Raw genomic sequence first — 24,184 nt, forward strand, 5'->3', positions numbered from 1 at the left:
AGATTATAGAAAAGGAAAAAAGGTGATAAGTAGTGTCGAGAAATAAAATCTCTCTAAAACGAATGATCTCTGCGGCACTTGCAGCAGGTCTGGCGCTGACCATGACCGTGACTGCTTTCGCAGATGAGCCTTATACAGCCTATAACTACGACTATTGGGACGATGCGATCCCATCGCAGAGTGCCTACCGTGTAGAAAAGACTGTAACAGGTGCAGATATGGGTCTTGACAGGCTTTCAGATCCGAGCGACCCGCTTTATATAAGCGATGACGCTCCTGCAAAGCTCTCAGATGCAAAAGACCTCTTTTACGATCAGGACAACGATACTTTCTGGGTGTGCGATTCAGGCAACAACAGAATACTCCGTCTTGATACTGATCTTAAGGTAACAGGCTGTTATACCGGATTCACAGGCTCTACAGAAATATCTGTAGGCGAGGACGGAAGATCGACCTTCCTTAATCCTAACGGCATATATGTCAAAAAGAGCATCTTTGATGATAAGCTTTATGTTTACATCGCAGATACAGACAATTCAAGGGCTGTTAAGTGTACTGTTGAGTCAGGCACAGAAATGACTCTGGTGCAGGAATACACAAAGCCTGACACAAAGCTTTATGATTCCGAAACATTCAACCCTTCAAAGATACTTGCAGATAAGGCAGAGAATATCTACGTTGTTTGTAAGTCAGTAAACACAGGTTCTGTTCAGTTCAATAAGGACGGCGAGTTCCAGGGATTCTACGGTGCTAACCGAGTTGAGGTAACAGCTGCCGTTATCGCTCAGAAGCTGTGGAGAAAGATCGCTTCAAACGAGCAGATCTCAGCAATGACAAGAAACGTTCCTGTCGAGTATGCAAACTTCGATATCGACGCAGACGGATTTATCTACACTGTTACTGAGGCTGCAAATACTACGACCGACGCTGTTAAGAAGCTTAACCCAGCAGGTTATAACATCTGGGACAACGCAGTCGGCGATGAGTATTCATTCGGTGACGTTGCTTCAGAGTATGATTCAACAACAAATAAAACTTATAAGTGCAGACTTACAGATATCTGCGTTTCTGACAACGGAACAATAAATGTTCTTGACTATGAAAACGGCAGAGTGTTCCAGTATGATAAGCTCTGTAATCTTCTTTGCATCTTTGGTACAAAGAACTCCACCTCCGATCAGGCAGGAAGCTTCCTTGGACCAAACGCTATCGAGGCAAGAGGCAACGAGGTCTATATCCTTGACGGAACAAAGAACGATATCACAGTTTATACTGAAACAACTTTTGGTAATGTCGTTCACAGAGCAGTTCTCCTCTATGACGAGGGTAGATACTCAGACGCAAGGGCTGATTGGGAAGAAGTTATAAAGAGAGACGGCGGCTATGCAATGGCTTATGTCGGACTTGGTAAGGCTTGCCTTAACGACGGCGAGTATATGAAGGCTCTTGATTACTTCAAAACAGCTTACGATCAGGACGATTACGATAAGGCATTCAAATATGCAAGAGAAGAATGGCTCAGAGATAACTTCACAGTGATAATGATAGTTATTATCGTTTTGATCGCTCTGCTCATCGTAAAGGCAGTTCTTAAGAAAAAGGGCATAAAGCTCATCAAGCGCAAAAAGAAGGAGGGAAACTGATATGTATGAATTTACTCCGGTAGGTTGGCTCAAGCATTGCGTTTTCCACCCTGTTGAGGGCTTTGAGGACCTTAGGTGGAAAAAGCAGGGTTCTATAAAGATCTCTATGATAATAGTTCTCTTCCTTTTTATTGCAATGGTCGTTGACAGACAGCTTACAGGCTTCCAGTTCAATGACAGCTACGTTAAAGTATTCAACGTTGTTCCGCTTATCGTTCAGTCTGTAGTTTACTTCTTCACTTGGGTACTCGGCAACTGGGCAATATGCACACTTCTCGACGGTGAAGGTACACTTAAAAAGATCTGCATCTATTCTGCATATTCTCTCGTTCCTTACATCGTTTGCACATTCATAGCAGTGATCTTCTCAAACGTTCTGGTGCAGGACGAGTCGATCTGGATCACAGCTATCCAGTATCTTGGCATCGGCTGGTCTGTTATCCTTATGGTGCAGGCAATGAGAGCCGTTCACCAGTATTCATTCGGAAAAACACTTGCTTCAATTATTGGTACGATCATCGCAATGCTTCTTATATTATTCCTTGCGATACTTCTCCTTTCATTGTTCCAGCAGGTATATGTATTCGGTTACTCAGTTTATACTGAGATCATGTACAGGATCAGAGGCTAAAACAGAAACGGTGGTGTAAATAATAAATGCATAACAAAAGTTACAAGAAAGCAGTTGTCTTTGCTATCTGCCTTACAATGCTGATGCCTCTGGGGTCAATGGTGGTTTCTTCCACTGACGAGAGTTCAAGCCAGGCTGATTCAAGCGCCGCAGTAAAGGATACTGACAGCAGTGTCGATTCAGCGGCTGATGATACAAGCTCAGCTGACGCTTCCGACGCAGCAGCTACTGCCGATGAAAGCAGCGATGAAGCTGCTGAAGACTCAGCAGCCGATGAGAAAACAACTACTACAGCAAGCAAGGACGACGAGGTTCAGCCTATAACTGACGAAGAAGCTCTTGCAATGTGCGAAAAGATAACAGAGAACGACAAGATAGCTCTTTATCTTGACGAAGAAAACGAAAGACTTTGTCTTTATGTAAAGGCTTCAGGTAAGTATTGGTGGACTTCGCCTATAAATGTTGAGGCTGACCAGACCATTATCGACACTGTAAAGGGCACAGCAATGAAAAATGCCCAGAGAAAGCAGATCGCTTCAAGTGCAGCTATCAAAGTCGGTGACCTTAGACAGGAAAAGAGAACAGAGTCCCCTGCTCCGGTTTACTCCAACAAGGCAAAAGTAAAATGGGAGAAAAATTCAGACGGCGTTGTTGCTACATATAACTACGTTTCTGATGGAGTGAAGCTCAAGATACACTATGTTCTTGAGGACGATAACCTTTATGTTTACTGCGATTCAGATGAGATCGAGGAGAAAAACACTTCTCAGGTAGACGGAAAGGTGCTTACAAAGATCGAGTTCTGCCCTAATTTCGGCGCTGCTGATTCAACTGCGACAGGCTATATGATAGTTCCTGACGGAAGCGGTGCTGTAATAAACTACAATAACGGCAAGACTGAGTACGCTGACTATAATCAGCAGGTATTCGGCAGAGATTATACAGCCGTTCCAATAACAGCTCCAAGAACTACTCAGCAGGCTTATATGCCGGTCCTTGCAACAGTAAGCGGTTCATCCGGACTTGTTTGCGTTGCTTCTGACGGTGAGTCAAACGTTTATGCTCACGCTCAGGTATGCGGACAGGAAAAGCAGGCTTACAACACTTGTTACTTCGAGTTTGAAACAAGAAGCTCTGACTCATTCTTCATGAGCGGTGATAACTCAAACAAGATCACAGTGTTCGAGAAGAACGGAATAAAGACTGAGAGATTTGGAGTTCGTTATTATCCTGTTGATTCAGACAACGGCGAGGATCTTAACTACGCAGACTGTGCTGAGGTCTACAGAAACTACCTTATCAATAATAAGGGTCTTACAGCTAAGGCTCAGGCAAATAAGAGCGATCTTTACGTTGACCTTTATGGCGGCGTTATGAAGGATACTTCTATTCTCGGTATCCCATTCAATCTTAAAACAGAGATCACCGGCTTCGATCAGGCTTCCGACATACTTGATATCCTCAAGGACGGCGGAGTTGACAACATAACTGTCAACTATAACGACTGGACAAATGACTCTATCAAGAACAAGATATCCACAGAGGTATCTCCGTCCGGCAAGCTTGGCGGTTCAAGCGCATTCGATAAGCTTATCTCAAAGGACGATAATATGAAGATCGTTCCTTCAATGAACAACTTCCAGATGGACAGCGGTTCATGGGGATATATGACTCTTACAAGCACAGCTATCAGAGTTTCAAATGCTTATTCAAGACAGTCATCATACAGTCCGGCATTCGGTGTTGCAGAAAAGGGAGTTTCACCTGCTCTGCTCACACCAAACAAGTACTCGAATGTGTTCACAGAAATGCTCGAGAGCTATACTGATGAAAAGCTCACTTCTATCGGTTTCGGTGATTATTCAACAAAGCTTGTTTCTGACTATTCAAAGAAGGATCCTTCAAGCAGAAGCAAGACCATGAATACTGTCGTTGACGGCTATAAGAGTGCAAGCGAGAAGATCAGTACAGTATTCGCAGACGGTGCGAACTCTTACGTTCTCCCATATGTAACAAACGTTTCAAACGTTCCTGTTTACTCCAGTGGATTCAATGTAACAGATTTCGATATCCCGTTCTATCAGATGGTCATTCACGGATATGTTGACTACGCTTCAACACCTATCAATAAGAGCTCAAATTCAGATGAAACATTCCTGCTTTCACTGGCTTCAGGCTCACAGATACACTATGATATGACATACGCTGACGCTGATACGCTTCAGGATACAGAATATGACGACCTGTATTATTCAAACTATGCAGGTTGGACAGATCTTGCGGCTAATCAGTACAAAAAGGTAAGCAGCATACTTTCAGGCGTTTCAGATTATACGATCACAAAGTATGAGCTGAGCGACGACAAGAACGTTCTTACCACAACTTATTCAAAGGACGGAGCTTCAGACGTTGTTATCAGTGTTGATAAGAAGAACGCAACAGCTACCGTAGGCACAGAGGTCTATGACCTTGCAGATTGTATAGAAGGAGGTTTGACAAAATAATGAGCGAAGAGATCAAAAACACTCCTGAAGAGATCGAGGCTGTTAAGGCTGAGGATCTTGAAGATACAGTCGAAAAGGAAAATGACGCTGAGGCTGTTATAGAAGAAATTTCAACAGAGGAGATAATCGCAGAAGAGCCTGCCGCTGAGGCAGCCGCTCCTGCACCTGTGATGAAGGAAAAGAAGCACAGACTTTCTTATGAAAGAAGAAAAGGACTTTACGGCTATGGATTTATAGCGATCTGGGCGCTGGGTACTATCTACTTCTTTATCCTGCCTCTTATAGAATCTCTCATTTACTCATTCAACAAAACTGAGGTAACTCAGGGCGGAATGAAAATGTCCTTTATCGGTTGGAAAAACTATGTAAACGCTTTCCGTAAGGATCAGGATTATTCCAAGGCTCTGGTAGCAATGATCGAGAATACGGTTTTGAGAACTCCTCTTATCCTCATATTCTCTATCTTTATCGCAGTTATCCTTAATCAGAAATTCAAGGGAAGAACATTCGCAAGATCAGTATTCTTCCTCCCTGTTATCATCGCTACAGGTCCTGTTATCGACATCATCAACGGTAACATGAGCACAGGCGGATACGCAGGCGGATCTGAGCAGTTCAGCTCAATGTTCGAGGCTGACCTCGTTGACCAGCTGCTGAACTTCCTCGGTATCTACAACATCAGTGATAAGCTCACTGAGATAATAAACTCGCTGACCACCGACATCCTGAACCTTGTATGGAACTCAGGTATCCAGATACTTCTGGTGCTTTCAGCACTTCAGGGTATCCCGCTCTCAGCTAAGGAAGCAGCCCAGATCGAGGGTGCAACTTCATGGGAGTTCTTCTGGAAAGTCACAATTCCTTATATCAGCCCAATGATACTTTCAAGCGTGGTTTATACAATCGTTGACTCATTCGTCGATCCACAGAACGAAGTTATGACGATCGTTCTTAACAAGGCAAGCAACTGGGAGCATGGCTACTCAGCGGCAATGGCTTGGGCATACTTCCTTATCGTAGCAGTATTCCTTGCGCTTGTCGTAGCACTTGTTAATAAGTTCGTTTACTATGAAGTAGAATAAGGGGGGATTTAAGTGGCAACTAAAAAAGAAGAAAAAGAGTTCGAAAAAGAACGAAAGGCTGCTATTAAAGCCCGTTATAAGAAGATGAAAGAGGAGGGTCTTGAGAAATATCTCACCCCTGAGCAGATCAGCTATAACAGAAGAAGAAGAGCGATCGGAATGGTTTGGCCGTTCTTCAGGTTCCTTATCCTGTTTGGTCTGTGCTTCGTAATCCTCTATCCACTGATATTCATGCTTTCGACTGCGTTCAGACCAAATGAGCAGATGAACGACCCGTCAGTAGTTTGGATCCCTAAGAGCTTCACACTTGATAACATCAAGGACGTTTGGGGAGTAATGAAGTTTGAAGATACTGTTGTAAACACAGTTATCCTTAACCTCGTGGCCTCTGTCCTTCAGGTTATCACCTGCTCTATCACAGGCTACGGCTTCGCTAGATTTAAGTTCAAAGGTAAGGGAATCCTGTTCGGTATCGTTGTTCTTATGATCATCGTACCACCACAGATCACAACTATCCCTCTTTACCTCCAGTATGCTTACTTCAAGCCAGCGTGGCTCGCTAAGGTATTCACACTTGGCAAATCAACATCGCTTATCAACAGCGGTTGGACAATGTATCTTCCTGCATTGTTTGCAAACGGACTCCGTGCAGGTCTGTTTATCTTCATCTTCCGTCAGTTCTTCAGAGGACTTCCTAAGGAGCTTGAAGATGCTGCATACCTCGACGGCTGCAGCCCACTGAAAACATTCCTTGTTATCATGTGTCCTAACGCAAAGTCTTCGTTCCTGACAGTATTCCTGTTCTCTATCGTTTGGTATTGGAACGACTACTATGTATCATCATCATTCTTCACACAGAACGACACTGTTGCTCTTATGCTGAAGAACCTGAATACAAACCTGACTCAGCAGCTCTTCGACGGTCAGGCGGTATCTGTAAGACAGATAATCGTATGGCTTGAAGCAGGTTGTCTGCTTTCTATCACACCTATCCTTATTATGTATGTATTTCTCCAGAGATACTTTATCGAGGGTGTTGAAAGATCAGGTCTTGCAAACTAATTTGCAAATAAGCTTATCAAAAGTCCTGCACTTCGGTGCGGGACTTTTTTTTGCGTGAAGCCCTTTTTATGTTCATATATTTAAGACTTATTAAATTTGTACATATATAAAGCAACGCAATTGTGCATATTGCTTTGAAATGTCAGGTTAATTTAGTACAATCGTGTATAGAAAAAACATCTTTTTTTTGATATAATTACTTTGGGTATTATTGCCCATGGTAAGTTGTTTATAAAAATATTCAGTTAGGAGTCTGAACATGAATATAAAAGTTGATTTAAAAAAGCTTTTTGCTGCCGCAGTATCAGCGATAATGTGCCTCTCCGCAGGGGGTTGCTATCTGCTTCCTGACGAGGAGGAAGTCCTCGATGCGCCGACCGTGAAGGCAAGCGATGTTACATATTCCACAGTGACGGCAAAGAAAAAAGACCTTGAAAAGAAGATAGTCGCAACGGGCACTGTCACAGCGGAAAATCAGTATACTCTTTCTTATGAAAAGCAGAGTGGCACAGTGTCAAAATTTTATGTAAAAGCAGGCGATAAGGTCAAAAAGGGTGATGTTATCTGTGACCTTGATACATATGACCTTGACTATCAGATAGAAGAAAAACAGCTTTATCTCGAAAAAGCAAAGCTTAATGTTGATATAATTTATGAAGGCGGCGGCTCCCAGGCAGAGATAGACTCTGCTTATGTTGACGTACAGCTCCTTGAAAAAGAGCTTGAAAAATTGCAGGCTCAGAAGGAGGATTCAAGCCTGAAATCACCTATAGACGGCGTTGTTTCGTCACTCTCTGACGTAAGAGCAGGCGACAACGTAAATCCGGGTCAGACTATCGCAACTGTTATAGACACTTCGGCTCTTTATATCGCAATACAGCCCGACGACCTCACCCAGTATGATATCGACACAGAAGTGCAGATAAGGATAGGCGAGGATTATTATGACGGTGTTGTTTTTATGACTCCTAAAAAGCTTGCGGATTATCAGGAAGAGCAGAAAGAGGATCATAACAATGTTGACGATACAGGTATAGATTATCAGGCGGATACTATCTATGTTCGTTTCAAGGATACCGCCCCTGCGGAAACAGTGGGTCAGCTTGCAGATACGATACTTGTCCTTGACAGCGTAAAGGACGCTATCGTTATCTCAAATAATCTGATAAAAAAGGTTGACGGCACAAAGGTAGTTTATGTGCTGAAAAACGGTGAAAAAACTGCCGTTGAAGTGGAAACAGGACTTTCTACAGGCTCTCAGACCGAGATAAAATCGGGCCTTAAAGAGGGCGACGAAATTGTTATCAGATAGGTTTGAAAGGATAAGCTTATGTTCACCTTATTGTTCCGTAAAATGCGAAACACCAAATGGATGGTGCTTTGCCTGCTGATAGGCTTTGTTATGGCGTCTGCCATGATGAGCACTATCCCTATTTATATGAACGCTTCTCTGCAAAGAATGCTTGTAAAGGATCTTGAGTCGTTCCAGACAGAATATGAGATCTATCCAGGTGCGTATAATACCAGCTATGGATTGAAAATGGATATCTCAGGCAGTGAGCAGCAGAAAGCTGTTGAGAATTATAATAACAAAGTGGAGGCTAAGTTCAAGGAGCTTGGTCTGCCTGAAAAGCTTGATAAGAAGTATATAAGTGACGAGTATCTCTATGTGCGTTCACTTGCCGTTTCAGATGGCAATTCGCAGGCAAGATTCACTCTCGGCGGTATGACGGATATTTCCGACCATATCAGCATAAAGCAGGGCAGAATGTTCACTGCAGGCAAGCGTTCAGACGGCGTTTACGAGTGCGTTGCCACAGAAAAAGCCATGAAAAGCACAGAGCTTGCTATAGACACAGTATATGAGATAGCCGACGTGTTTGATGATAACAAGTCAATAAAAATAGAGATCGTGGGCGTTTTTGACGTTAAGGACGAAAATGACGCATATTGGGCAGAGGGTCTTGATTCTCAGTATACAGCCGTTGTCTTTACAGATTATGACACAATGCTCGGGGATTGCGTTGATACTGGCGTTGTGAATATCACAAAGGCTGTCCATAACTATGCGGTGGATTATGCTTCCATGAATATGACTGACCTTGCAAGCACAAACGAAATGATAGCAAAGCAAAAGACCTATTTTGGTGAAAATTCCATAGGCTTTTCGATGCCTGCCTCAGATATCCTCAAGGACTATGAGAGCCGTTCATCACAGCTCCAGCTTGTTTTGTGGCTTTTGCAGATACCTGTCATACTTATGATAATATTCTATCTCTTTATGGTGTCGCAGCTCAACGTTGAGCAGGAGCGTAACGAGATAGCGGTGTTCAAAAGCCGTGGAGCAAGCCGCTTGCAGATAATGGGCATTTATGCTCTGGAATCTCTCGTACTGGGCGTTCTGACAGTTATAATAGGACCATTCGCAGGTCTTGGACTTTGCAAGGTACTTGGTGCGTCAAACGGATTCTTGGAGTTTGTCAACAGGCGTTCGCTCCCTGTGCATATGACAATAGAAGCTGTCGTCTATGCGGCAATAGCCGTGGCAGTGTTCTTTGTCACAACTATGATACCGATCCTTCCTGCCACAAAAACAACTATTGTTGAGCATAAGCAGTCAAAAGCCAAAAAGAAAAAGCACGCTCTGTGGGAAAAGGTCTGCCTTGATTTTATCCTTGTGGGCGGTTCAGTTGGCTGGCTTTATTATTACAACAAAACTCAGGAAAAGCTTGTTGCAGAAGGCGTAACAGACACCACCGCAACAGTAAATCCTATAATGTTCGTGGCTTCCACTGCCTTTATACTTGGCCTTGGTCTGTTTCTTATAAGGATATATCCTTATATAATAAGGCTTCTCGCAAGAATAGGCAGAAGAGTGTGGTCGCCTGCACAGTATGTTTCACTGACTAATATCGGTCGCTCCTCAACGGGCAGGGAAAGATTTTTGATGCTGTTCCTTGTTCTTACTGTATCATTGGGCGTGTTCTTTGCCAATACCGCAAGAGCCTTGAACAGAAATGCCGAGGAAAGCGTTGCCTATGGGGTTGGCTGCGACGCTGTTCTTACAGAGCAGTGGTATAGCAGTAAAATAGAATCTGCACAGCAGACCACTCCTCAAAGCGCATCTCAGGCAGCTCAATCAGGCACAAAGCAGACTTCCGAGGAAAGCGACGAAGAAGATACAGAAACTACCATACAATATGTAGAGCCTGTTTTTGAGCGATTTGAAAAGCTCGCAGGAGTGGAAAATGTCACAAAGGTTTTCAGAAAAGACGACGTGACCATATCTTCAAACAAAATGAACGTTCCAAGACAGCAGACAAAGTCTGACGATGAGGAAAAGACCCGTGACGATTTCCTTGACCAAAGCGTTGACACAAGCTCAGGCAAAAGCTCAACAAGCAATGTCCAGCTTATGACCATAGTGCCAAGCGATTTCTCAAAGGTCTGCAAATTTGAGGACAGACTTCTGCCAGTTCAGTTAAATAACTACCTGAACGCCCTCGCAGAGTATACCCCGGGAGTTATCCTCTCTTCAAGCTTCAAGAGCTACGGTCTGGAGCTTGGTGATACTGTAGAGTGTAAGTGGGGCGGAAACGAGCCCTTTGAAGTGACCGTCCTTGCCTTTGTTGACTACTGGCCGGGACTAAGCCCTTATAAAGAGGCGAAAAACGGCGGTTATATGGACTTTGCCGTTATGAACTACGATTATGTGAACGTTCAGACAAGCATGGAGCCTTATGAGGTATGGTTCAAGCTCAAAGACGGAGCTTCCGTTCAGGAGTTTTATGACTCAATAGACAAAGCAGGCATTAAACCCCTCACCCTTGAATCTGCAAGCCAGCAGACCATAGAAAAGAAAAACGACCCTATGCTCCAGGGCATGAACGGCGCTCTCACTCTCGGCTTTATCATCATCATGGTGATGTGCATAATAGGTTTCCTTATCTATTGGATACTCTCCATAAAGAGCAGGACTTTGCAGTTTGGTATCCTAAGAGCAATGGGAATGAAGTTCAGAGAGATAATAATGATGATAGTCTATGAACAGCTTTTGGTGTCAGGCGTTGCAATATTCGCCGCTATCTTTATCGGCGGCATAACCAGCGACCTTTTCGTACCGCTGTTCCAGAGCATCTTCGACGCAAGCCAGTCAGTGCCGCCGTTTGCAGTGATACCTGAACGCAGCGACTATCTGAAGCTTTATGCAGTTATAGGAGTAATGCTGCTCACAGCCTTTGTGGTGCTTGGCAGACTTATAAAGAAGATAAAGATAAGTCAGGCGTTGAAGCTTGGTGAGGATTGATAGGAGGAAATTTTATGACAGCTTATGAAAAGCTTACAAAATGTTATGAGTGCGTAAAAAGCAAAATAGACTTTGAGCCAAAGATAGCCCTTGTGCTTGGCTCAGGTCTTGGCGATTATGCAAATTCTATAGACGTGAAATACACCCTCAGCTATAAGGATATAGAGGGTTTCCCGACCTCTACCGTAGAGGGTCATAAGGGTCAGTTCGTTTTCGGATATGTTGGCGAAGTGCCTGTTGTTATAATGCAGGGCAGAGTGCATTATTATGAGGGCTATGCAATGGAGGACGTTGTGCTTCCTGCAAGACTTATGAGAATGTTGGGTGCACAGGTGCTTTTCCTTACAAACGCATCGGGCGGAGTGAACGCAGGCTTCAAGGCAGGCGACTTCATGCTTATAACAGACCATATCTCAAGCTTTGTTCCTAATCCTCTTATCGGCAAGAATATCGACGAGCTTGGAACAAGATTTCCTGATATGAGCGAGATATATAACAAAAAGCTCAGGGATATCATCTCAGGTGCAGCGGAGGATCTTGACATAACCCTCCGCCATGGCGTTTATCTCCAGCTCACCGGACCGTCTTTCGAGTCCCCTGCGGAAATAAGAATGGCAAGAACTATCGGTGCTGACGCAGTGGGAATGTCAACAGCCTGCGAGGCTATCGCCGCAAATCATGCAGGCATGAAAGTCTGCGGAATATCCTGCGTTGCAAACCTTGCAGCAGGCATGACGGATAATCCTCTCACTCATGCTGAAGTTCAGGAATGTGCAGACAAGGCTGCTCCCCTTTTCAAAAAGCTTATCACTGAAAGCATCATAAGAATAGGTAAACAGCTTTAAGGCTTTGTAACAGCTTTTTCAAAATAATATGTAACAAATGTGCGAAAAGGGCTGATGATGTGTACTTTTTTGCTAAACTTTGTGAAAAACTATTGACAAATCTAACGCTTTAGTTTAATATATTATTATGAAGTAAGTATCTTCAAAAAATATATCAAGAATATGGAGAGATAATCATATGGCAAAATTTTGTGGACAGTGCGGAGCTCAGCTTAATGACAATGCGACTTTCTGCACTCAGTGCGGTGCAACAATAGCACCTCAGCAGCCTGCACAGCAGACCGCTTCACCAATGGCAAATCTTCAGCAGGCAGCCAAGAATATCGACATGAATGCTATAAAGGACGCTGTTTCTGTTGAAAACATCAAAAATCTGAAAAACAAGCCTAATAAGCTCACTATCGCAGTTCTGGCAGTTCTGCTCGTGCTTGTTATTCTGGTAGTTGTTATCCTTTGCATGATATTCGGCGGCGGAAGCTGGAAAACTCCTATCAATAACGTTATGGACGTTCTCAATGACGGTGACGGTAAGGCTTATGAAGAGCTTATGCCTCCTTATTATAAGGATATGGCAGACGCTCTGGACGGTATCATTGATATAAGCGACGAGGATTTTGATGAAGAGGCTGAAAAGCAGAGAGACAGACTTACAAAGAAATACGGTGATGACGCTGAGATAAGCTATGAGGTAGTTAAAAAGACTGCGGTAGACTCAGACGATATCGACAGCTATAACGAAGTTTCAGACGTTGCGTCAATACTCAGCAGCAAAAAGGCTAAGAAGTATAAGCTTACAAAGGCTTATAAGGTAAAGATCAAGTATACTATCGAAGGCGAAGACGCTGACAAGACCGACAAGACAACTGTTATTGTTGGCAAGATGGACGGCACATGGGTACTTCTGGACGAGGGCGACCTTCCAATAAGCACAGGTTTCTAAGATATATAAACGATCAGTAACGGGCGGAGAATTTTCCGCCCGTTTTTGAAAATGCGGTGTTTGCACAATGAAAAAATTATCAGTGCTGTGTATGCTTTTGTGTGTGGCAATACTCTTTTGCTCCTGCGGAGAGGAAGAAAGAGCGGTCCTGGGATATGAACAGCCCGTGGCGACACTTGTCACAGCGGCGCAGTATAGCGATACGCAGTCATATCTTTCCTGCTTTACCCCAGAAGCGGAGGCGGAGTATAAAAACAGCGACAGCTATAACGAAGCTCTTGCGGAAACGCTTCTCACAAGGGGCAAGGAAAAAACGGAGCTTTCTTATAAGCTCAGCGATAAAAAAGAGCTTGACAGCGACGGCTTGAAAGACCTTGAAAAAAGCTATAAGGAAAGCTATCACAAAAATGTGACTATCAAAAAAGCTGTTACAATGACAGCAAAGCTCACAGAGACTACTGACAGCGGCGAGCTGTCTGCCAGCCGTGAGATAACAGTGGTCAAAATAGAAAACAACTGGTATATTTTCGGAAAAGTTATCGAAAAATTTGATCTCAGCCAAAAGGGCTGAGGGGATCAATAATAATATGAAAAGAGGGTATTAATATGGAAAATTGTCCAAAATGCGGTCTGCCTGTTGCCGACGGTGCAAAGTTCTGCGCTGCCTGCGGAACAAGAATGCCACAGAAGCTTATAAAGAGCAAGGTCTGCTCAGTGTGTGGAAATACACTTAATGCGGGGGCTAAGTTCTGCAACGTCTGCGGAACAGCCGTGCCGCAGGACGAAACGCCTGCCGACGAGCCTGTAGTGGACGAGAGAAATCCTGAAATGGAGTCTATCGAAGTGCCTGAGCTGCATTTTGACGATACTCCCGTGCAAAATCAGACTATTCCGCCAACGACTCCTGATATGCCGACTATGGACAGCGTTTATCTGCCAGGGCAAGAGCCTGCAAAGCCTGTTCAGCCTGCACAGCCGACAGCCGAGGAAGTTGCAATGGCTTCAAGAACTGTGGAAATACCTCAGACGCCAACAGTTGCGGAAACACCGAACGTTGCCCCACAGCCTCAGCCTGAAAGAGTTCTTACACCAGAGGGCTATCAGCAGCCTGCTCAGCCTGTGAACAACGCAATGCCACAGCCAAATCAGATGAATCAAATGAACGGTGTTACACCTGGAAAGGGTGCAGGCGCACTTGTGCCGATAATACTTATCATTCTTATACTTGCTGTTATCTGCGTTGACGTTTTCTGGCTTTTCAGAGATCAGATATTCGGCAAAAAGGACGAAAGCTCAAATGGCTGTGCAGTGGTAACTCTCACGGACGAAACAGACTATCCTGCAAACGAAGCATTTTTCTTTGAAGAATAGAATATAATGTAAAAAGGGACGTTTCAAAGCGTCCCTTTTTTTGTGTGTCAACACAGTGTTTGCGTAAAAGATAAAGGCGACCCAAGGCCGCCCCTACATTTAATCTTTCATGCTCTCGATTATCTCGTTAGCTTTCTTGTAAATAACAGCAGGCTCTTCGCCTATCCTGAATTCGCCGTCCTCATAAAGCACCTTTCCTGCACACATCGTGAGCTTTACGTTCTGCTTTGAGCCGCTGTAAACAAGGTTTTTGCCTATGTTGTTAAGAGGCTGCATATTAGGCTGAAAAAGGTCGATAACGATAAGGTCAGCCTGCTTGCCCTCTGCAATAATGTCGCAGTCAGAAAGCCCCATTGCCCTTGCAGAGCCTACAGTTGCCGCTTTCAGCACCGAGTCAGCAGGGCAGGCAGAAGCATCATCGCAAGCTATCTTCTGCAATCCTGTCATAAGGAACATTTCTCTGAACATATCAAGACAGTTGTTGCTTGCAGGACCGTCAGTACCTATAGCAATGTTTATGCCCATATCCTGCATTTTTACGATAGGCGCAATGCCGCTCGCAAGCTTTACGTTAGAGCCTGCACAGTGAACAGCCCATACGCCCTTGTTTTTGAATATCTCAAGATCCTTGTCGCTCATGTGAACGCAGTGGAAACCTGCACCGCCAAAGTCGAAAATTCCAAAGCTGTCAAAAAGCTCAGTTGGCGTCATGCCGTATTTCTCTATGCACTCTCTGACTTCTTTTGCAGTTTCCGAGTTGTGCATTGCAACAGGCGCTTTGTATTTTGCCGCAAGCTTGCCAACGCCCTCCATAAGCTCCTTTTCGCAGGTGTATTCTGCATGGAAGCCAAGCATAAATCTTATAAGAGGGTCAACATTGTTGTATTTCAGATAGTTGTTTTCAAGCCTTTCAAGATTAGACTTGTCACCGCTTACCGCACCGCAAAGCACAGAGCGGAAGCCGCTTTCCGTGCAGGCTTTTACATAATCGTCAAGCTCAAAGTACATATCAAATGCCGCCGTGCAACCTGTTGTGAGATATTCAAGTATAGCAAGCTTTGTGAGCCAGTAAACTTTCTCTCCGTCAAGCTTTGCTTCCATTGGAAAGATCTGCTTAAAAAGCCAGTCCTGCAAAGGCATATCGTCAGCATATGATCGCAGAAAAGTCATTGCCGAGTGAGTGTGCGCATTTTTGAATGACGGCATAAGGAGATTTCCCTTGAGGTCATATTCACGTTCAAAAACCTTTCCGTCAAGCTCCTCAGCCTTAGGCTTGCCAACGAAAACTATCTTTGAGCCTTCCGTCCAGACCTCTATATCCTGCGTTTCTATGCCGTTGGCAAGGGTCATTACCCTGCCGCCGAAAAATCTTATCATGGCTCTTTATCCTCCCTTACTCTATTTCAAGAACAGCCGTCTGCTCTCCGTGGCGTGAGATAACTCTCGGCACTCTTGCAGATATTCCGCAAACTATCTCGTAGCCTATCGTTCCTGTCATTTTGCCGATATCATCGGCGGTTATCTTTTCATTTCCCTGTGAGCCTATGAGGACAGCCTCGTCCCCTGCCTTTACGTCCTCTACCTCAGTTACATCGCACATGAACTGGTCCATACATATCCTGCCTGTGATAGGACATTTCTTTCCATTGATGAGCACATATCCCTTGTTTGAAAGCGCTCTGGGATATCCGTCTGCATAGCCTGCCGTAACAGTTGCGAGCTTTACTTTGCCATTTGCAGTGTAAGTCCTGCCGTAGCTTACGTCAGTGCCATTGTCTATGTATTTTACCTGCGCAACAGCCGCCTTAAATTCCATAGCAGGCTTTGGCTCAAAAGGAAGAGCCTTTGCAGGGTCAGGATAAAGTCCGTAAAGTATTATTCCAAGCCTTGCAAGAGAGCTTCTCTCATTATAATAGTATACTCCGCCGGCTGAGTTGAGAAAATGCACTTTTTCAAGGTGAAGCCCCTCTGCTTCGCACTTGTCAGCAACGGCAAGTATCTTCTCCGTCTGCGCCTTTGTGTATTCCTCGTCCTGCTCTCTCAGGCTGTCAGCCACCGCATAGTGGGTGAAAATGCCCTCCAGCGAAATGTTTTCAAGCTTTGATATCTCTTTAAGCTCACCGTATATCTTGTCGGTTTCCCCGTGAAGACCTATCCTCGTCATGCCCGTGTCGATAGCGGCGTGTATGCGTACCTTGCCGTCAGCGTTTTCTGAAAGTGCTTTAGCATATGAAAGCTCTGTGCAAGCCTGAATGATGTCAAGCTTTGTGAGCCACTTAGCATTCTCGGGAGGTGTGTAGCCCAAAATGAGTATCTCGCCCTTTATGCCCATATCCCTGAGCCTGTGGGCTTCGTGTATGTTCGATACCGCAAACCAGCGAATGTCCATCTCGTTTTCAAGAAACGGAACTACCCCGTTGTCAAAATGTCCGTAGCAGCTCGCCTTTACAACGCACATTATCTCTGTTTTTTCCCCTATGAGCCTGCGGTATTCTTTCAGATTGTATTCAATGCTGTCAAGATCTACCTCAGCCCATGCTCTCTTCAAAAAATCCATTTTATTTTTCTTCCCTTTCGGTTTTATAATTGTGCCTTTGCGCAAAATATTTGTCATTTTCTATTGAAAAAGATAAATCAATGTGTTATAATGTTCTTATCATGGGCATTGTGTCGCCAAATTTTTCAGGAGGCTTTGATGTGAGTAATATCGTCCCCGCAGAAGAATTTTTCTGCAATCGAGATACCTCTTGCTGCTTTACAGGTCATAGGGACAGGGATCTGCCTTTCGGCGGCGATGTCCATAAGCAGGGTATGAAAAATCTCCTGAGTATGCTCGTCCTTATGATAAAGGAAGCATATAGCGAAGGCTGCCGTACTTTTATATCAGGTATGTCAAAAGGTATCGACCTGCGCTGTGCTGAGATAGTCCACAGCCTTTCGGCTCAGCCCGAATATAAGGATATGAAGCTCGTGTGCGTTCTGCCCTATGCAGGTCAGCGTACAGAGATGAAAACACCCTTGGACAGCTATACATATTCGCTTATTCTGAACTCTTGCAGTGCGGTCGTGATAACAAGCCCCAAGTATGAAAACGGCTGTTATAAAAAGCGAAACAGCTTTATGGTTGAACATTCCTCTCGTCTGATCGGGGTCATAAAAGAGAAAGCCAAAGGCTCAGGCACTTTGCAGACCATAAACATGGCAAAGCGTGCAGGCCTTACGCTGAACATCATATGCCTTGACGATAATCCTGTTTTTTATATCGACTCAGACTCAGACAGCCGTCCTATTTAGTTTACACCTAAATTGCAAATTGTTCAATAGTTTTCGAGAATTTTTCCGAAAAAGTTTATATATGAAAATATGGCGGACAGTATGCCTGCCTGTATATATTTGAAAGTAAGGAGATCAATAACATGGCTCAGACGAAAGCTCACAAGAAAAAAAGAAGATCTCAGGCTCCTATCGCTCTGGTCTACTTCATAACGATGATAATATTCCTCTTTGTTATCGGCATGCTTGCACTGTATGCCCTCAGAGAGTTTGGTGTTATCGGCAATGATGACAGCGACAGCGACGCAGGCATAAAAAGCCCGGTTTATAATACCCTTTTTGCAAGAGTGAACAGCAAGGGCGTTCTTGCAGACGCAACAGTCATAAGAGTTGCACCGGACGCAAAGAAGATAATCATAATGCCTGTTTCAGCGTTCACAGTGAGCGGAAGCCAGACAATGCGTGAGATACACGAAGAGGGCGGCATGGTGAAGCTTAAAGCAGCCGTTGCAGACACTTTCGGTATCACTATAGACAATTACGTTTCTCTCACAAATGACGCATTCGAGAATGCGGCGGATATTGTGGGCGGAATTACATATACTCCTGATGAGGAACTTTACTATCTCTCTCAGGATAATGACGAGAACGATATCGCTATCCCAAGCGGCGATCTGACTAACCTCAGCGGTCATCAGATAAGACTTATCTGTCAGTATCCTGTTTTCAAAGAGGGCAGGAACGGTAATATGAAGTTTCTTGGAACTGCGGTGACAATGCTTATAAACAACGCTTTCCAGCAGACGAATATCACTAAGGATAATCTTGATAACTTCTATAATATATTCACCGCAAACAGCGATACCGATTGGACAAGTGCACAGTATAAGGAAGAAAAGTCGTATCTCAAGGATATGCTGGATCAGAACCTTACTCCTGCAGAAGCTCTTGTGCCAGAGGGCGAGTGGACGGACGATTCTCACTTTAAGGTGTCTGATAAGTTCAAGGAGAGCGTTCAGACAATGCTCAAAGATACTGCACCGTCAGCAGCGGAGAAGTAAAAACGTAAAGGCTGAAATTTTAACAGGGGGCGATATAACGTGAAACTTCTGGTCATAATCCTTAATAAAACAGACGTGCTTGACTATTTGCTGGAGGGACTTTCAGCAGCAGGCATAAAGGGTGCGACTATAATCGAGTCGTCAGGTATGGCAATGACCCTTTCAAGACTTGACAGCAGCTTTCTCAGCGCCTCTATCCGAGGACTTTTCAGCGGTGAAGAGGATAACAGAACTATCCTCTCAGTAATAAAAAATAATCAGCTCGATACCGCACGAAAGATAGTTTATAATACTGTGGGCGATCTATCTCAGCCCAATACGGGAATAATGTTCACCGTTCCGCTGGATTTCGTCGAGGGAACAGTGAAGAAACCCGTGGATAAAGAAAAAGCAAAACCTAAGGATATCCCTGAGGAAAATGAAAAGAACGTCAGTTGACGAAATGTTTACGGACTATTAACATAATATTTAATTCTTTTCATTAAAAACTTTTGAATGTCCTTGCAAAAAACTGTTTTGTGTGGTATAATAATCACAATAGGCTTTTAATGAAAGACTGGAACTTGACTTCCGGTCTTTTGGTTTTGTATGGGGCTTTTTTTCATGGCAAAGCCTGATGGCTTTGCTTTGTGAAGCATTAACGGAGGTGCTGTATGGAAGTAAAGAAAACTACGGTAGAAAAAGTAAGAGAGCTTGCACAGCCTATCGCAGACGAGCTTGGCTTTTTCCTTTGGGACGTAAGGTTTGAAAAGGAGGGAGCAACGTGGTACCTCAGGGTGCTTATCGACAAGGACGGCGGCATAGATATGGACGATTGCGAGGCTTTCACAAGACCGATGAACAAGGTTCTTGACGAGGCAGACCCTATATCTCAGAGCTATGTGCTGGAGTGCGGAAGTCCCGGACTTGGCAGAGAGCTTAGAAGACCCGAGCATTTTGAGGTCTGCATAGGCGACGTTATAAGAGTAAGGCTCATAAGACCTGACGAAAACGGCGAAAAAGAGTTCGTTGTGGGTCTTGTGGGATATGACAAGGATAAGATACTTTGTCAGAAGCTGGACGAGGACATGAACGGCGTGGAGAATGTAGAGTTCAAGCTTGCAGATTGTGCTTATGTAAAGCTCAATGATGACGCAGACCTGTTCTGAATGAAGAAATTTAATAAATATGGGCAAAGCCCGAATCAAGTGTGAAAGGATTGATCAGAAAATGAATAAGGAAATGACCAGCAAATTTTTTGAAGCTCTGACAGATTTGGAAAAGGAAAATAATATTGGCAGCGATATACTTATTGAGAAAATAAAATCAGGTATCGAAAAGGCTATCAAGAAGGATTATCCTTACTGTGAGAATATCAGAGTGGATATCGACCCTGTTACAGGAAAGCTCGATATAAGGATACTCAAGGAAGTTATGGACGTTATGTATGTTGACGACCCTGACAATGAGATCTTCCTTGACGAAGCAAAGGTCTATGACCCTAACATCAAGGTGGGCGATATGGTGGAGATACCTCTCGACCCTGCAAAGTTCGGCAGAGTTGCCGCTCAGAATGCAAAGCAGTCTATCAAGCACGATATCAAGGATTTTGAAAGAGCAAGACTTATCGAGCAGTATCACGATAAGGAGCATGAGTGCGTTTCTGCCACAGTTCAGAAGGTCGAGCCTGCTACTCAGAACGCTATACTTACTATCGACAAGAACGAAGTTTATCTTGTAAGAAACGAGCAGATACCAGGCGAAACACTCAAGGCAGGAGATATCATCAAGGTATATGTTGTGGGTATCGCAAATCCTGACAGAAAGCCTTCTATCAAGATATCAAGAACTCACAGAGAGCTTGTTAAAAGACTTTTTGAGCTTGAAGTTCCTGAGATAGCAGACGGCACTGTTGAAGTAAAGGCTATTTCAAGAGTTGCAGGTGCAAGAAGCAAGATAGCGGTTTATTCAAAGGACCCTAATGTTGACGCCGTAGGCGCTTGTATCGGTCCTAGAAAGTCAAGAATAACTTCTGTTGTGAACGAGCTTAAGGGCGAGAAGATAGACGTTATCAATTGGTGCGAAGACCCTGCACAGTTTATCGCAAAGGCTCTTGCTCCGGCTGAGGTAATAAACGTTGTTCTCAGCGAAGAGGAGGGCGTAAGAGAGTGCCGTGTTACTGTTCCAGATAACCAGCTCTCACTTGCTATCGGTAATAAGGGTCAGAACGCAAAGCTTGCCGCAGGTCTGACAGGCTATAAAATAGATATCGTATCCGAAAGCTCTGCAAAGGCTGAGGCTGCTGATGATGAAAACTAAGAAGATACCAATGAGAATGTGTCTTGGGTGCGGCGAAATGAAACCCAAGAGAGAGCTTATCAGAGTGGTGAAGTCAAAAGAGGGGGATATCTCCCTTGACCTCACAGGCAAAAAATCAGGCAGAGGCGCTTATATATGCAAAAGCGTCGAATGCTTTGAAAAAGCAAGAAAGGCAAGAAAGTTTGAAAGAAGCTTTTCCTGCATGATAAGCGAGGATATATATAACAGCATGGAGGGCGAGCTTAGGGAAAATGAATAATAAAATAGGGCTTGTTACAATGTGCAGAAAAGCAGGAAAGCTTGTAATGGGTATGGATATGGTGAAGGACGCCTGCAATACAGGCAAAGCCTGCGCAGTGTTTGCGGCAACGGATTTTTCACCTAAATCTCTTAAAGAGATAAAGTTCAACTGCTACAAAAACGGGATAAAGCTTTACAGTCTTGGCATGACAATGGACGATATCCATTTTGGTCTTGGCAAAAGAACAGGCGTTGTCGCTATTTGCGAGGGAGGCTTCGCAAAGGCTTGCGCCAAAGGGCTTGAGGAGATCCCTATAGACGAAAATGAGTTTTATAGCATTTAGCATTTATTGAGGAGGTATTTTACAGCCTATGAGTATGAAAACAACTAAATATAAGCTTAGCGATATGGCTAAGGATCTGAAAGTTACAAATAACGACCTTATCGAGTGTCTTGGCAAGCTCGGCGGAGAGCCAAAGAAAACACAGTCAGTGCTTACCCCTGAGGAGATCTCTTATGTTCTGGAGTATTATACACAGAACAATCAGGTGGACAGCTTTGACGCTTTCTATGCAAATAACGTAAAGCCTGCCAAGGAAGAAAAGAAGGCAGATAAAAAGCCTGTAAAGGCTGAGAAAAAGGAGAAAAAGGCTGAAAAGAAGCCTGAGCCTAAGCCGGCTCCAAAGGCGGAAGCAAAGCCTGAGCCTAAGGCAGAGCCAAAGGTGGAAAAGAAGCCGGAGGTCAAGGCCGAAACAAAACAGCCTGCACCTGAACAGAAGAAAAAGCAGCCAGCTCCACAGAAGCCTGCAAAGAAGAAAGAGCATGGCGTTCGTCAGCAGCTTGGCGGTTTTTCTGATAAGAAAGAAGCTTCAGGCGGATATACTATCTCTGAGGATAACGATTCGTTCGGCACACAGAGAACTATCGACACAAGAGGAAGCTATATAGAGCTTGATAAGTATAACGAGAAGTATGATAACCTTGCAAACTCAAAGCAGAACAAGAGCAAGGATAACTTCACAAAGAAGCAGAAGCTCACCCAGAAATCTCAGCAGAGAAAGAAACAGCAGTTCTCACATAAGAAGGAAACTGAGAGCGAAAAGCTCCGCAGACTGGAGCTTGAAAGAGCAAGAAAGCAGCAGCTCAAGGTCATGATACCTGACGAGATCGTTGTTTCAGAGCTTGCAAGCAGACTTAAAGTAACAGCTACCGAGGTCATCAAAAAGCTCATGGGTCTTGGCGTAATGGCTTCTATCAATGAGGTCGTTGACTTTGATACCGCCGCACTTGTTGCAGAAGAGCTTGGCGCAAAGGTTGAAAAGGAAGTACACGTTACAATAGAAGAAAGACTTATCGAAACTGACGAAGATCCAGAGGAGAGCCTGCAGGAAAGATGCCCTGTCGTTGTCGTTATGGGTCACGTTGACCATGGTAAGACATCTATCCTCGACAGAATAAGAAACGCTCACGTTACTGACACTGAGGCAGGCGGTATCACACAGCATATCGGTGCTTATCAGGTAGAGTATCAGGGCAAGAAGATAACATTCCTTGATACTCCGGGCCATGAAGCTTTCACAGCCATGAGAGCAAGAGGTGCGAACGTTACAGATATCGCTATCCTCGTTGTTGCCGCTGATGACGGTATCATGCCGCAGACTATCGAGTCTATCAACCACGCAAAGGCAGCAGGCGTTTCAATAATCGTTGCTATCAATAAAATGGATAAAGAAGGCGCAGACCCTGACAGAGTTAAGCAGCAGCTCACAGAGCAGTCCCTCGTTGTCGAGGAATGGGGCGGCGATGTTATCGCAGTTCCTGTTTCCGCAAAGACCGGTATGGGTATCGACGAGCTTCTTGAAAACATTCTCCTCGTTGCAGAGGTCAAGGAGCTTAAAGCTAACCCTGACAGACTTGCAAGAGGTACTGTTGTCGAGGCCAGACTTGATAAGGGTAAAGGCCCTGTTGCTACACTTCTCGTTCAGAACGGTACTTTGAAGTCAGGCGACGTTATAATCGCAGGCACTTCTGTCGGACGTATAAGAACGATGACAAACGATAAGGGCAGAAGCATTAAGGAAGCCGGCCCGTCAACACCTGTTGAGATAACAGGTCTGGGTGAAGTTCCAAGTGCAGGCGACGTTTTCAACGCAGTTGCAGACGAAAAGCTTGCAAGAGAGCTTGTTGAGCAGAGAAAGCATGAAGCTAAGGAAGAACTGTTCCAGCAGCATCAGAAGGTAACTCTCGACAACCTGTTCAGCCAGATAGCTGAGGGAGAAATGAAAGAGCTTCCTATCATCGTCAAGGCTGACGTTCAAGGCTCAGTTGAAGCCGTTAAGCAGTCACTTGAAAAGCTTTCAAATGACGAGGTCAGAGTTAAGGTCATCCACGGCGGCGTAGGCGCTGTATCTGAAAGCGACGTTATGCTCGCAAACGCTTCAAACGCTATCATCGTTGGATTTAACGTTCGTCCTGACCCTGTTGCAAAGCAGAATGCAGAGCAGAGCGGCGTTGATATCAGACTTTACAGAATAATCTATGATGCAATAGAAGAAATAACAGACGCTATGAAGGGTATGCTTGCTCCTAAGTACAGAGAGGTGGAAACAGCCCGTATCGAAGTAAGACAGGTCTACAAGATATCCAATGTTGGTACTGTAGCAGGTTCTTACGTTCTTGACGGTAAGGTGGGCAGAAATAACGAGATAAGAGTCGTAAGAGACGGTATCGTTATCGCCGAGGATAAGATGTCAAGCCTTAAGAGATTTAAGGACGACGCCAAGGAAGTTGCCGCAGGCTTTGAGTGCGGTATCACTCTTGAAAAGTTCACCGATATCAAGGAGGGCGACATTTTCGAGGCGTTCTATATGGAAGAATACAGAGATTGATAATGATGCTTACGGGACGGACAGCCGCCCCGTAAGAGC

21 protein-coding genes are annotated in these 24,184 nt (G+C 44.4%); 19 read left to right on the plus strand and 2 right to left on the minus strand.

Features of this window, described 5'->3' with window-relative positions:
- Positions 1-32 precede the first annotated feature (32 nt).
- From WS40_RS00135 to WS40_RS00185, 11 genes are all read left to right on the plus strand, one after another.
- Complete coding sequence (locus WS40_RS00135) at positions 33-1,643, plus strand: tetratricopeptide repeat protein (RefSeq protein ID WP_147338059.1); 1,611 nt, start codon at positions 33-35, stop codon at positions 1,641-1,643.
- Position 1,644: 1 nt separating this feature from the next.
- Positions 1,645-2,274, plus strand: coding sequence for a Yip1 family protein (locus tag WS40_RS00140; RefSeq protein ID WP_046439133.1), 630 nt, complete (start codon positions 1,645-1,647; stop codon positions 2,272-2,274).
- Positions 2,275-2,300: 26 nt separating this feature from the next.
- On the plus strand, positions 2,301-4,778 hold the full coding sequence (locus WS40_RS00145) for a DUF5696 domain-containing protein (RefSeq protein ID WP_046439135.1): 2,478 nt from the start codon (positions 2,301-2,303) through the stop codon (positions 4,776-4,778).
- Positions 4,778-5,860, plus strand: coding sequence for a carbohydrate ABC transporter permease (locus WS40_RS00150; RefSeq protein ID WP_302834896.1), 1,083 nt, complete (start codon positions 4,778-4,780; stop codon positions 5,858-5,860). The genes WS40_RS00145 and WS40_RS00150 overlap by 1 nt, the downstream gene beginning before the upstream one ends.
- 12 nt (positions 5,861-5,872) lie before the next feature.
- Positions 5,873-6,922 (plus strand): carbohydrate ABC transporter permease, encoded by a 1,050-nt coding sequence (locus tag WS40_RS00155; protein ID WP_038670186.1) that lies wholly within the window; start codon positions 5,873-5,875, stop codon positions 6,920-6,922.
- A gap of 259 nt (positions 6,923-7,181) precedes the next feature.
- Positions 7,182-8,234 carry an efflux RND transporter periplasmic adaptor subunit gene (locus WS40_RS00160; RefSeq protein WP_022287242.1) on the plus strand — a complete coding sequence of 351 codons (1,053 nt, stop codon included), beginning with the start codon at positions 7,182-7,184 and terminating at the stop codon, positions 8,232-8,234.
- A gap of 42 nt (positions 8,235-8,276) precedes the next feature.
- The gene (locus WS40_RS00165; protein ID WP_325208336.1) at positions 8,277-11,228 is read left to right on the plus strand and encodes an ABC transporter permease; all 2,952 of its coding nucleotides are present in this window, start codon (positions 8,277-8,279) and stop codon (positions 11,226-11,228) included.
- A 14-nt stretch (positions 11,229-11,242) separates the two neighbouring features.
- Positions 11,243-12,073 carry a purine-nucleoside phosphorylase gene (locus WS40_RS00170; RefSeq protein ID WP_046439143.1) on the plus strand — a complete coding sequence of 277 codons (831 nt, stop codon included), beginning with the start codon at positions 11,243-11,245 and terminating at the stop codon, positions 12,071-12,073.
- 178 nt (positions 12,074-12,251) lie between these two features.
- The gene (locus WS40_RS00175) at positions 12,252-13,013 is read left to right on the plus strand and encodes a zinc ribbon domain-containing protein (protein ID WP_046439145.1); all 762 of its coding nucleotides are present in this window, start codon (positions 12,252-12,254) and stop codon (positions 13,011-13,013) included.
- 67 nt (positions 13,014-13,080) lie between these two features.
- Positions 13,081-13,584 carry a hypothetical protein gene (locus WS40_RS00180; RefSeq protein WP_046439146.1) on the plus strand — a complete coding sequence of 168 codons (504 nt, stop codon included), beginning with the start codon at positions 13,081-13,083 and terminating at the stop codon, positions 13,582-13,584.
- A gap of 35 nt (positions 13,585-13,619) precedes the next feature.
- The gene (locus tag WS40_RS00185; protein WP_046439148.1) at positions 13,620-14,384 is read left to right on the plus strand and encodes a zinc ribbon domain-containing protein; all 765 of its coding nucleotides are present in this window, start codon (positions 13,620-13,622) and stop codon (positions 14,382-14,384) included.
- 99 nt (positions 14,385-14,483) lie between these two features.
- On the opposite strand, the gene WS40_RS00190 is transcribed toward WS40_RS00185, so the two are convergent.
- Both WS40_RS00190 and alr read right to left on the minus strand, forming a co-directional pair.
- Positions 14,484-15,761 carry an amidohydrolase gene (locus WS40_RS00190; protein WP_046439150.1) on the minus strand — a complete coding sequence of 426 codons (1,278 nt, stop codon included), beginning with the start codon at positions 15,759-15,761 and terminating at the stop codon, positions 14,484-14,486.
- A 16-nt stretch (positions 15,762-15,777) separates the two neighbouring features.
- Positions 15,778-16,941 carry an alanine racemase gene (gene alr, locus WS40_RS00195; RefSeq protein ID WP_046439152.1) on the minus strand — a complete coding sequence of 388 codons (1,164 nt, stop codon included), beginning with the start codon at positions 16,939-16,941 and terminating at the stop codon, positions 15,778-15,780.
- Positions 16,942-17,021: 80 nt separating this feature from the next.
- Between alr and WS40_RS00200 the strand changes: the two genes are divergently transcribed.
- The 8 genes from WS40_RS00200 to infB all read left to right on the plus strand — a co-directional run bounded on the left by WS40_RS00200 (position 17,022) and on the right by infB (position 24,145).
- Positions 17,022-17,678, plus strand: coding sequence for an SLOG family protein (locus WS40_RS00200; protein WP_325208337.1), 657 nt, complete (start codon positions 17,022-17,024; stop codon positions 17,676-17,678).
- Positions 17,679-17,800: 122 nt separating this feature from the next.
- A complete protein-coding gene (locus WS40_RS00205) occupies positions 17,801-18,718 on the plus strand; it encodes an LCP family glycopolymer transferase (RefSeq protein WP_046439154.1) in 918 nt (305 codons plus the stop codon).
- A gap of 39 nt (positions 18,719-18,757) precedes the next feature.
- On the plus strand, positions 18,758-19,156 hold the full coding sequence (locus WS40_RS00210) for a hypothetical protein (RefSeq protein WP_022287252.1): 399 nt from the start codon (positions 18,758-18,760) through the stop codon (positions 19,154-19,156).
- 215 nt (positions 19,157-19,371) lie between these two features.
- Complete coding sequence (gene rimP, locus WS40_RS00215; protein ID WP_038670204.1) at positions 19,372-19,866, plus strand: ribosome maturation factor RimP; 495 nt, start codon at positions 19,372-19,374, stop codon at positions 19,864-19,866.
- Positions 19,867-19,939: 73 nt separating this feature from the next.
- Positions 19,940-21,016: a transcription termination factor NusA gene (nusA, locus tag WS40_RS00220; protein ID WP_117892165.1), complete on the plus strand. Its 1,077-nt coding sequence runs from the start codon at positions 19,940-19,942 to the stop codon at positions 21,014-21,016.
- Entirely contained in the window at positions 21,006-21,275 is a 270-nt protein-coding gene (gene rnpM / locus WS40_RS00225) for an RNase P modulator RnpM (RefSeq protein WP_038672821.1), read from the plus strand. Before nusA ends, rnpM begins: the two co-directional genes overlap by 11 nt.
- Positions 21,268-21,600 (plus strand): L7Ae/L30e/S12e/Gadd45 family ribosomal protein, encoded by a 333-nt coding sequence (locus WS40_RS00230; RefSeq protein ID WP_022287256.1) that lies wholly within the window; start codon positions 21,268-21,270, stop codon positions 21,598-21,600. Before rnpM ends, WS40_RS00230 begins: the two co-directional genes overlap by 8 nt.
- Positions 21,601-21,628: 28 nt before the next feature.
- Positions 21,629-24,145, plus strand: coding sequence for a translation initiation factor IF-2 (gene infB, locus WS40_RS00235; RefSeq protein ID WP_243236610.1), 2,517 nt, complete (start codon positions 21,629-21,631; stop codon positions 24,143-24,145).
- Positions 24,146-24,184: the final 39 nt, after the last annotated feature.

The organism is Ruminococcus sp. N15.MGS-57, from assembly GCF_000980385.1.
Lineage (GTDB): Bacteria > Bacillota > Clostridia > Oscillospirales > Ruminococcaceae > Hominimerdicola > Hominimerdicola aceti.

What these genes read in the sequence shown, in the direction of transcription:
- WS40_RS00140 (WP_046439133.1), top strand. Translation starts at nt 1,645, where the DNA reads ATGTATGAATTTACTCCGGTAGGTTGGCTCAAGCATTGCGTTTTCCAC.
- WS40_RS00145 (WP_046439135.1), top strand. Translation starts at nt 2,301, where the DNA reads ATGCATAACAAAAGTTACAAGAAAGCAGTTGTCTTTGCTATCTGCCTT.
- WS40_RS00150 (WP_302834896.1), top strand. Translation starts at nt 4,778, where the DNA reads ATGAGCGAAGAGATCAAAAACACTCCTGAAGAGATCGAGGCTGTTAAG.
- WS40_RS00160 (WP_022287242.1), top strand. Translation starts at nt 7,182, where the DNA reads ATGAATATAAAAGTTGATTTAAAAAAGCTTTTTGCTGCCGCAGTATCA.
- WS40_RS00165 (WP_325208336.1), top strand. Translation starts at nt 8,277, where the DNA reads ATGCGAAACACCAAATGGATGGTGCTTTGCCTGCTGATAGGCTTTGTT.
- WS40_RS00170 (WP_046439143.1), top strand. Translation starts at nt 11,243, where the DNA reads ATGACAGCTTATGAAAAGCTTACAAAATGTTATGAGTGCGTAAAAAGC.
- WS40_RS00175 (WP_046439145.1), top strand. Translation starts at nt 12,252, where the DNA reads ATGGCAAAATTTTGTGGACAGTGCGGAGCTCAGCTTAATGACAATGCG.
- WS40_RS00180 (WP_046439146.1), top strand. Translation starts at nt 13,081, where the DNA reads ATGAAAAAATTATCAGTGCTGTGTATGCTTTTGTGTGTGGCAATACTC.
- WS40_RS00185 (WP_046439148.1), top strand. Translation starts at nt 13,620, where the DNA reads ATGGAAAATTGTCCAAAATGCGGTCTGCCTGTTGCCGACGGTGCAAAG.
- WS40_RS00190 (WP_046439150.1), bottom strand. Translation starts at nt 15,761, where the DNA reads ATGATAAGATTTTTCGGCGGCAGGGTAATGACCCTTGCCAACGGCATA.
- alr (WP_046439152.1), bottom strand. Translation starts at nt 16,941, where the DNA reads ATGGATTTTTTGAAGAGAGCATGGGCTGAGGTAGATCTTGACAGCATT.
- WS40_RS00200 (WP_325208337.1), top strand. Translation starts at nt 17,022, where the DNA reads ATGTGTTATAATGTTCTTATCATGGGCATTGTGTCGCCAAATTTTTCA.
- WS40_RS00205 (WP_046439154.1), top strand. Translation starts at nt 17,801, where the DNA reads ATGGCTCAGACGAAAGCTCACAAGAAAAAAAGAAGATCTCAGGCTCCT.
- rimP (WP_038670204.1), top strand. Translation starts at nt 19,372, where the DNA reads ATGGAAGTAAAGAAAACTACGGTAGAAAAAGTAAGAGAGCTTGCACAG.
- nusA (WP_117892165.1), top strand. Translation starts at nt 19,940, where the DNA reads ATGACCAGCAAATTTTTTGAAGCTCTGACAGATTTGGAAAAGGAAAAT.
- rnpM (WP_038672821.1), top strand. Translation starts at nt 21,006, where the DNA reads ATGAAAACTAAGAAGATACCAATGAGAATGTGTCTTGGGTGCGGCGAA.
- WS40_RS00230 (WP_022287256.1), top strand. Translation starts at nt 21,268, where the DNA reads ATGAATAATAAAATAGGGCTTGTTACAATGTGCAGAAAAGCAGGAAAG.
- infB (WP_243236610.1), top strand. Translation starts at nt 21,629, where the DNA reads ATGAGTATGAAAACAACTAAATATAAGCTTAGCGATATGGCTAAGGAT.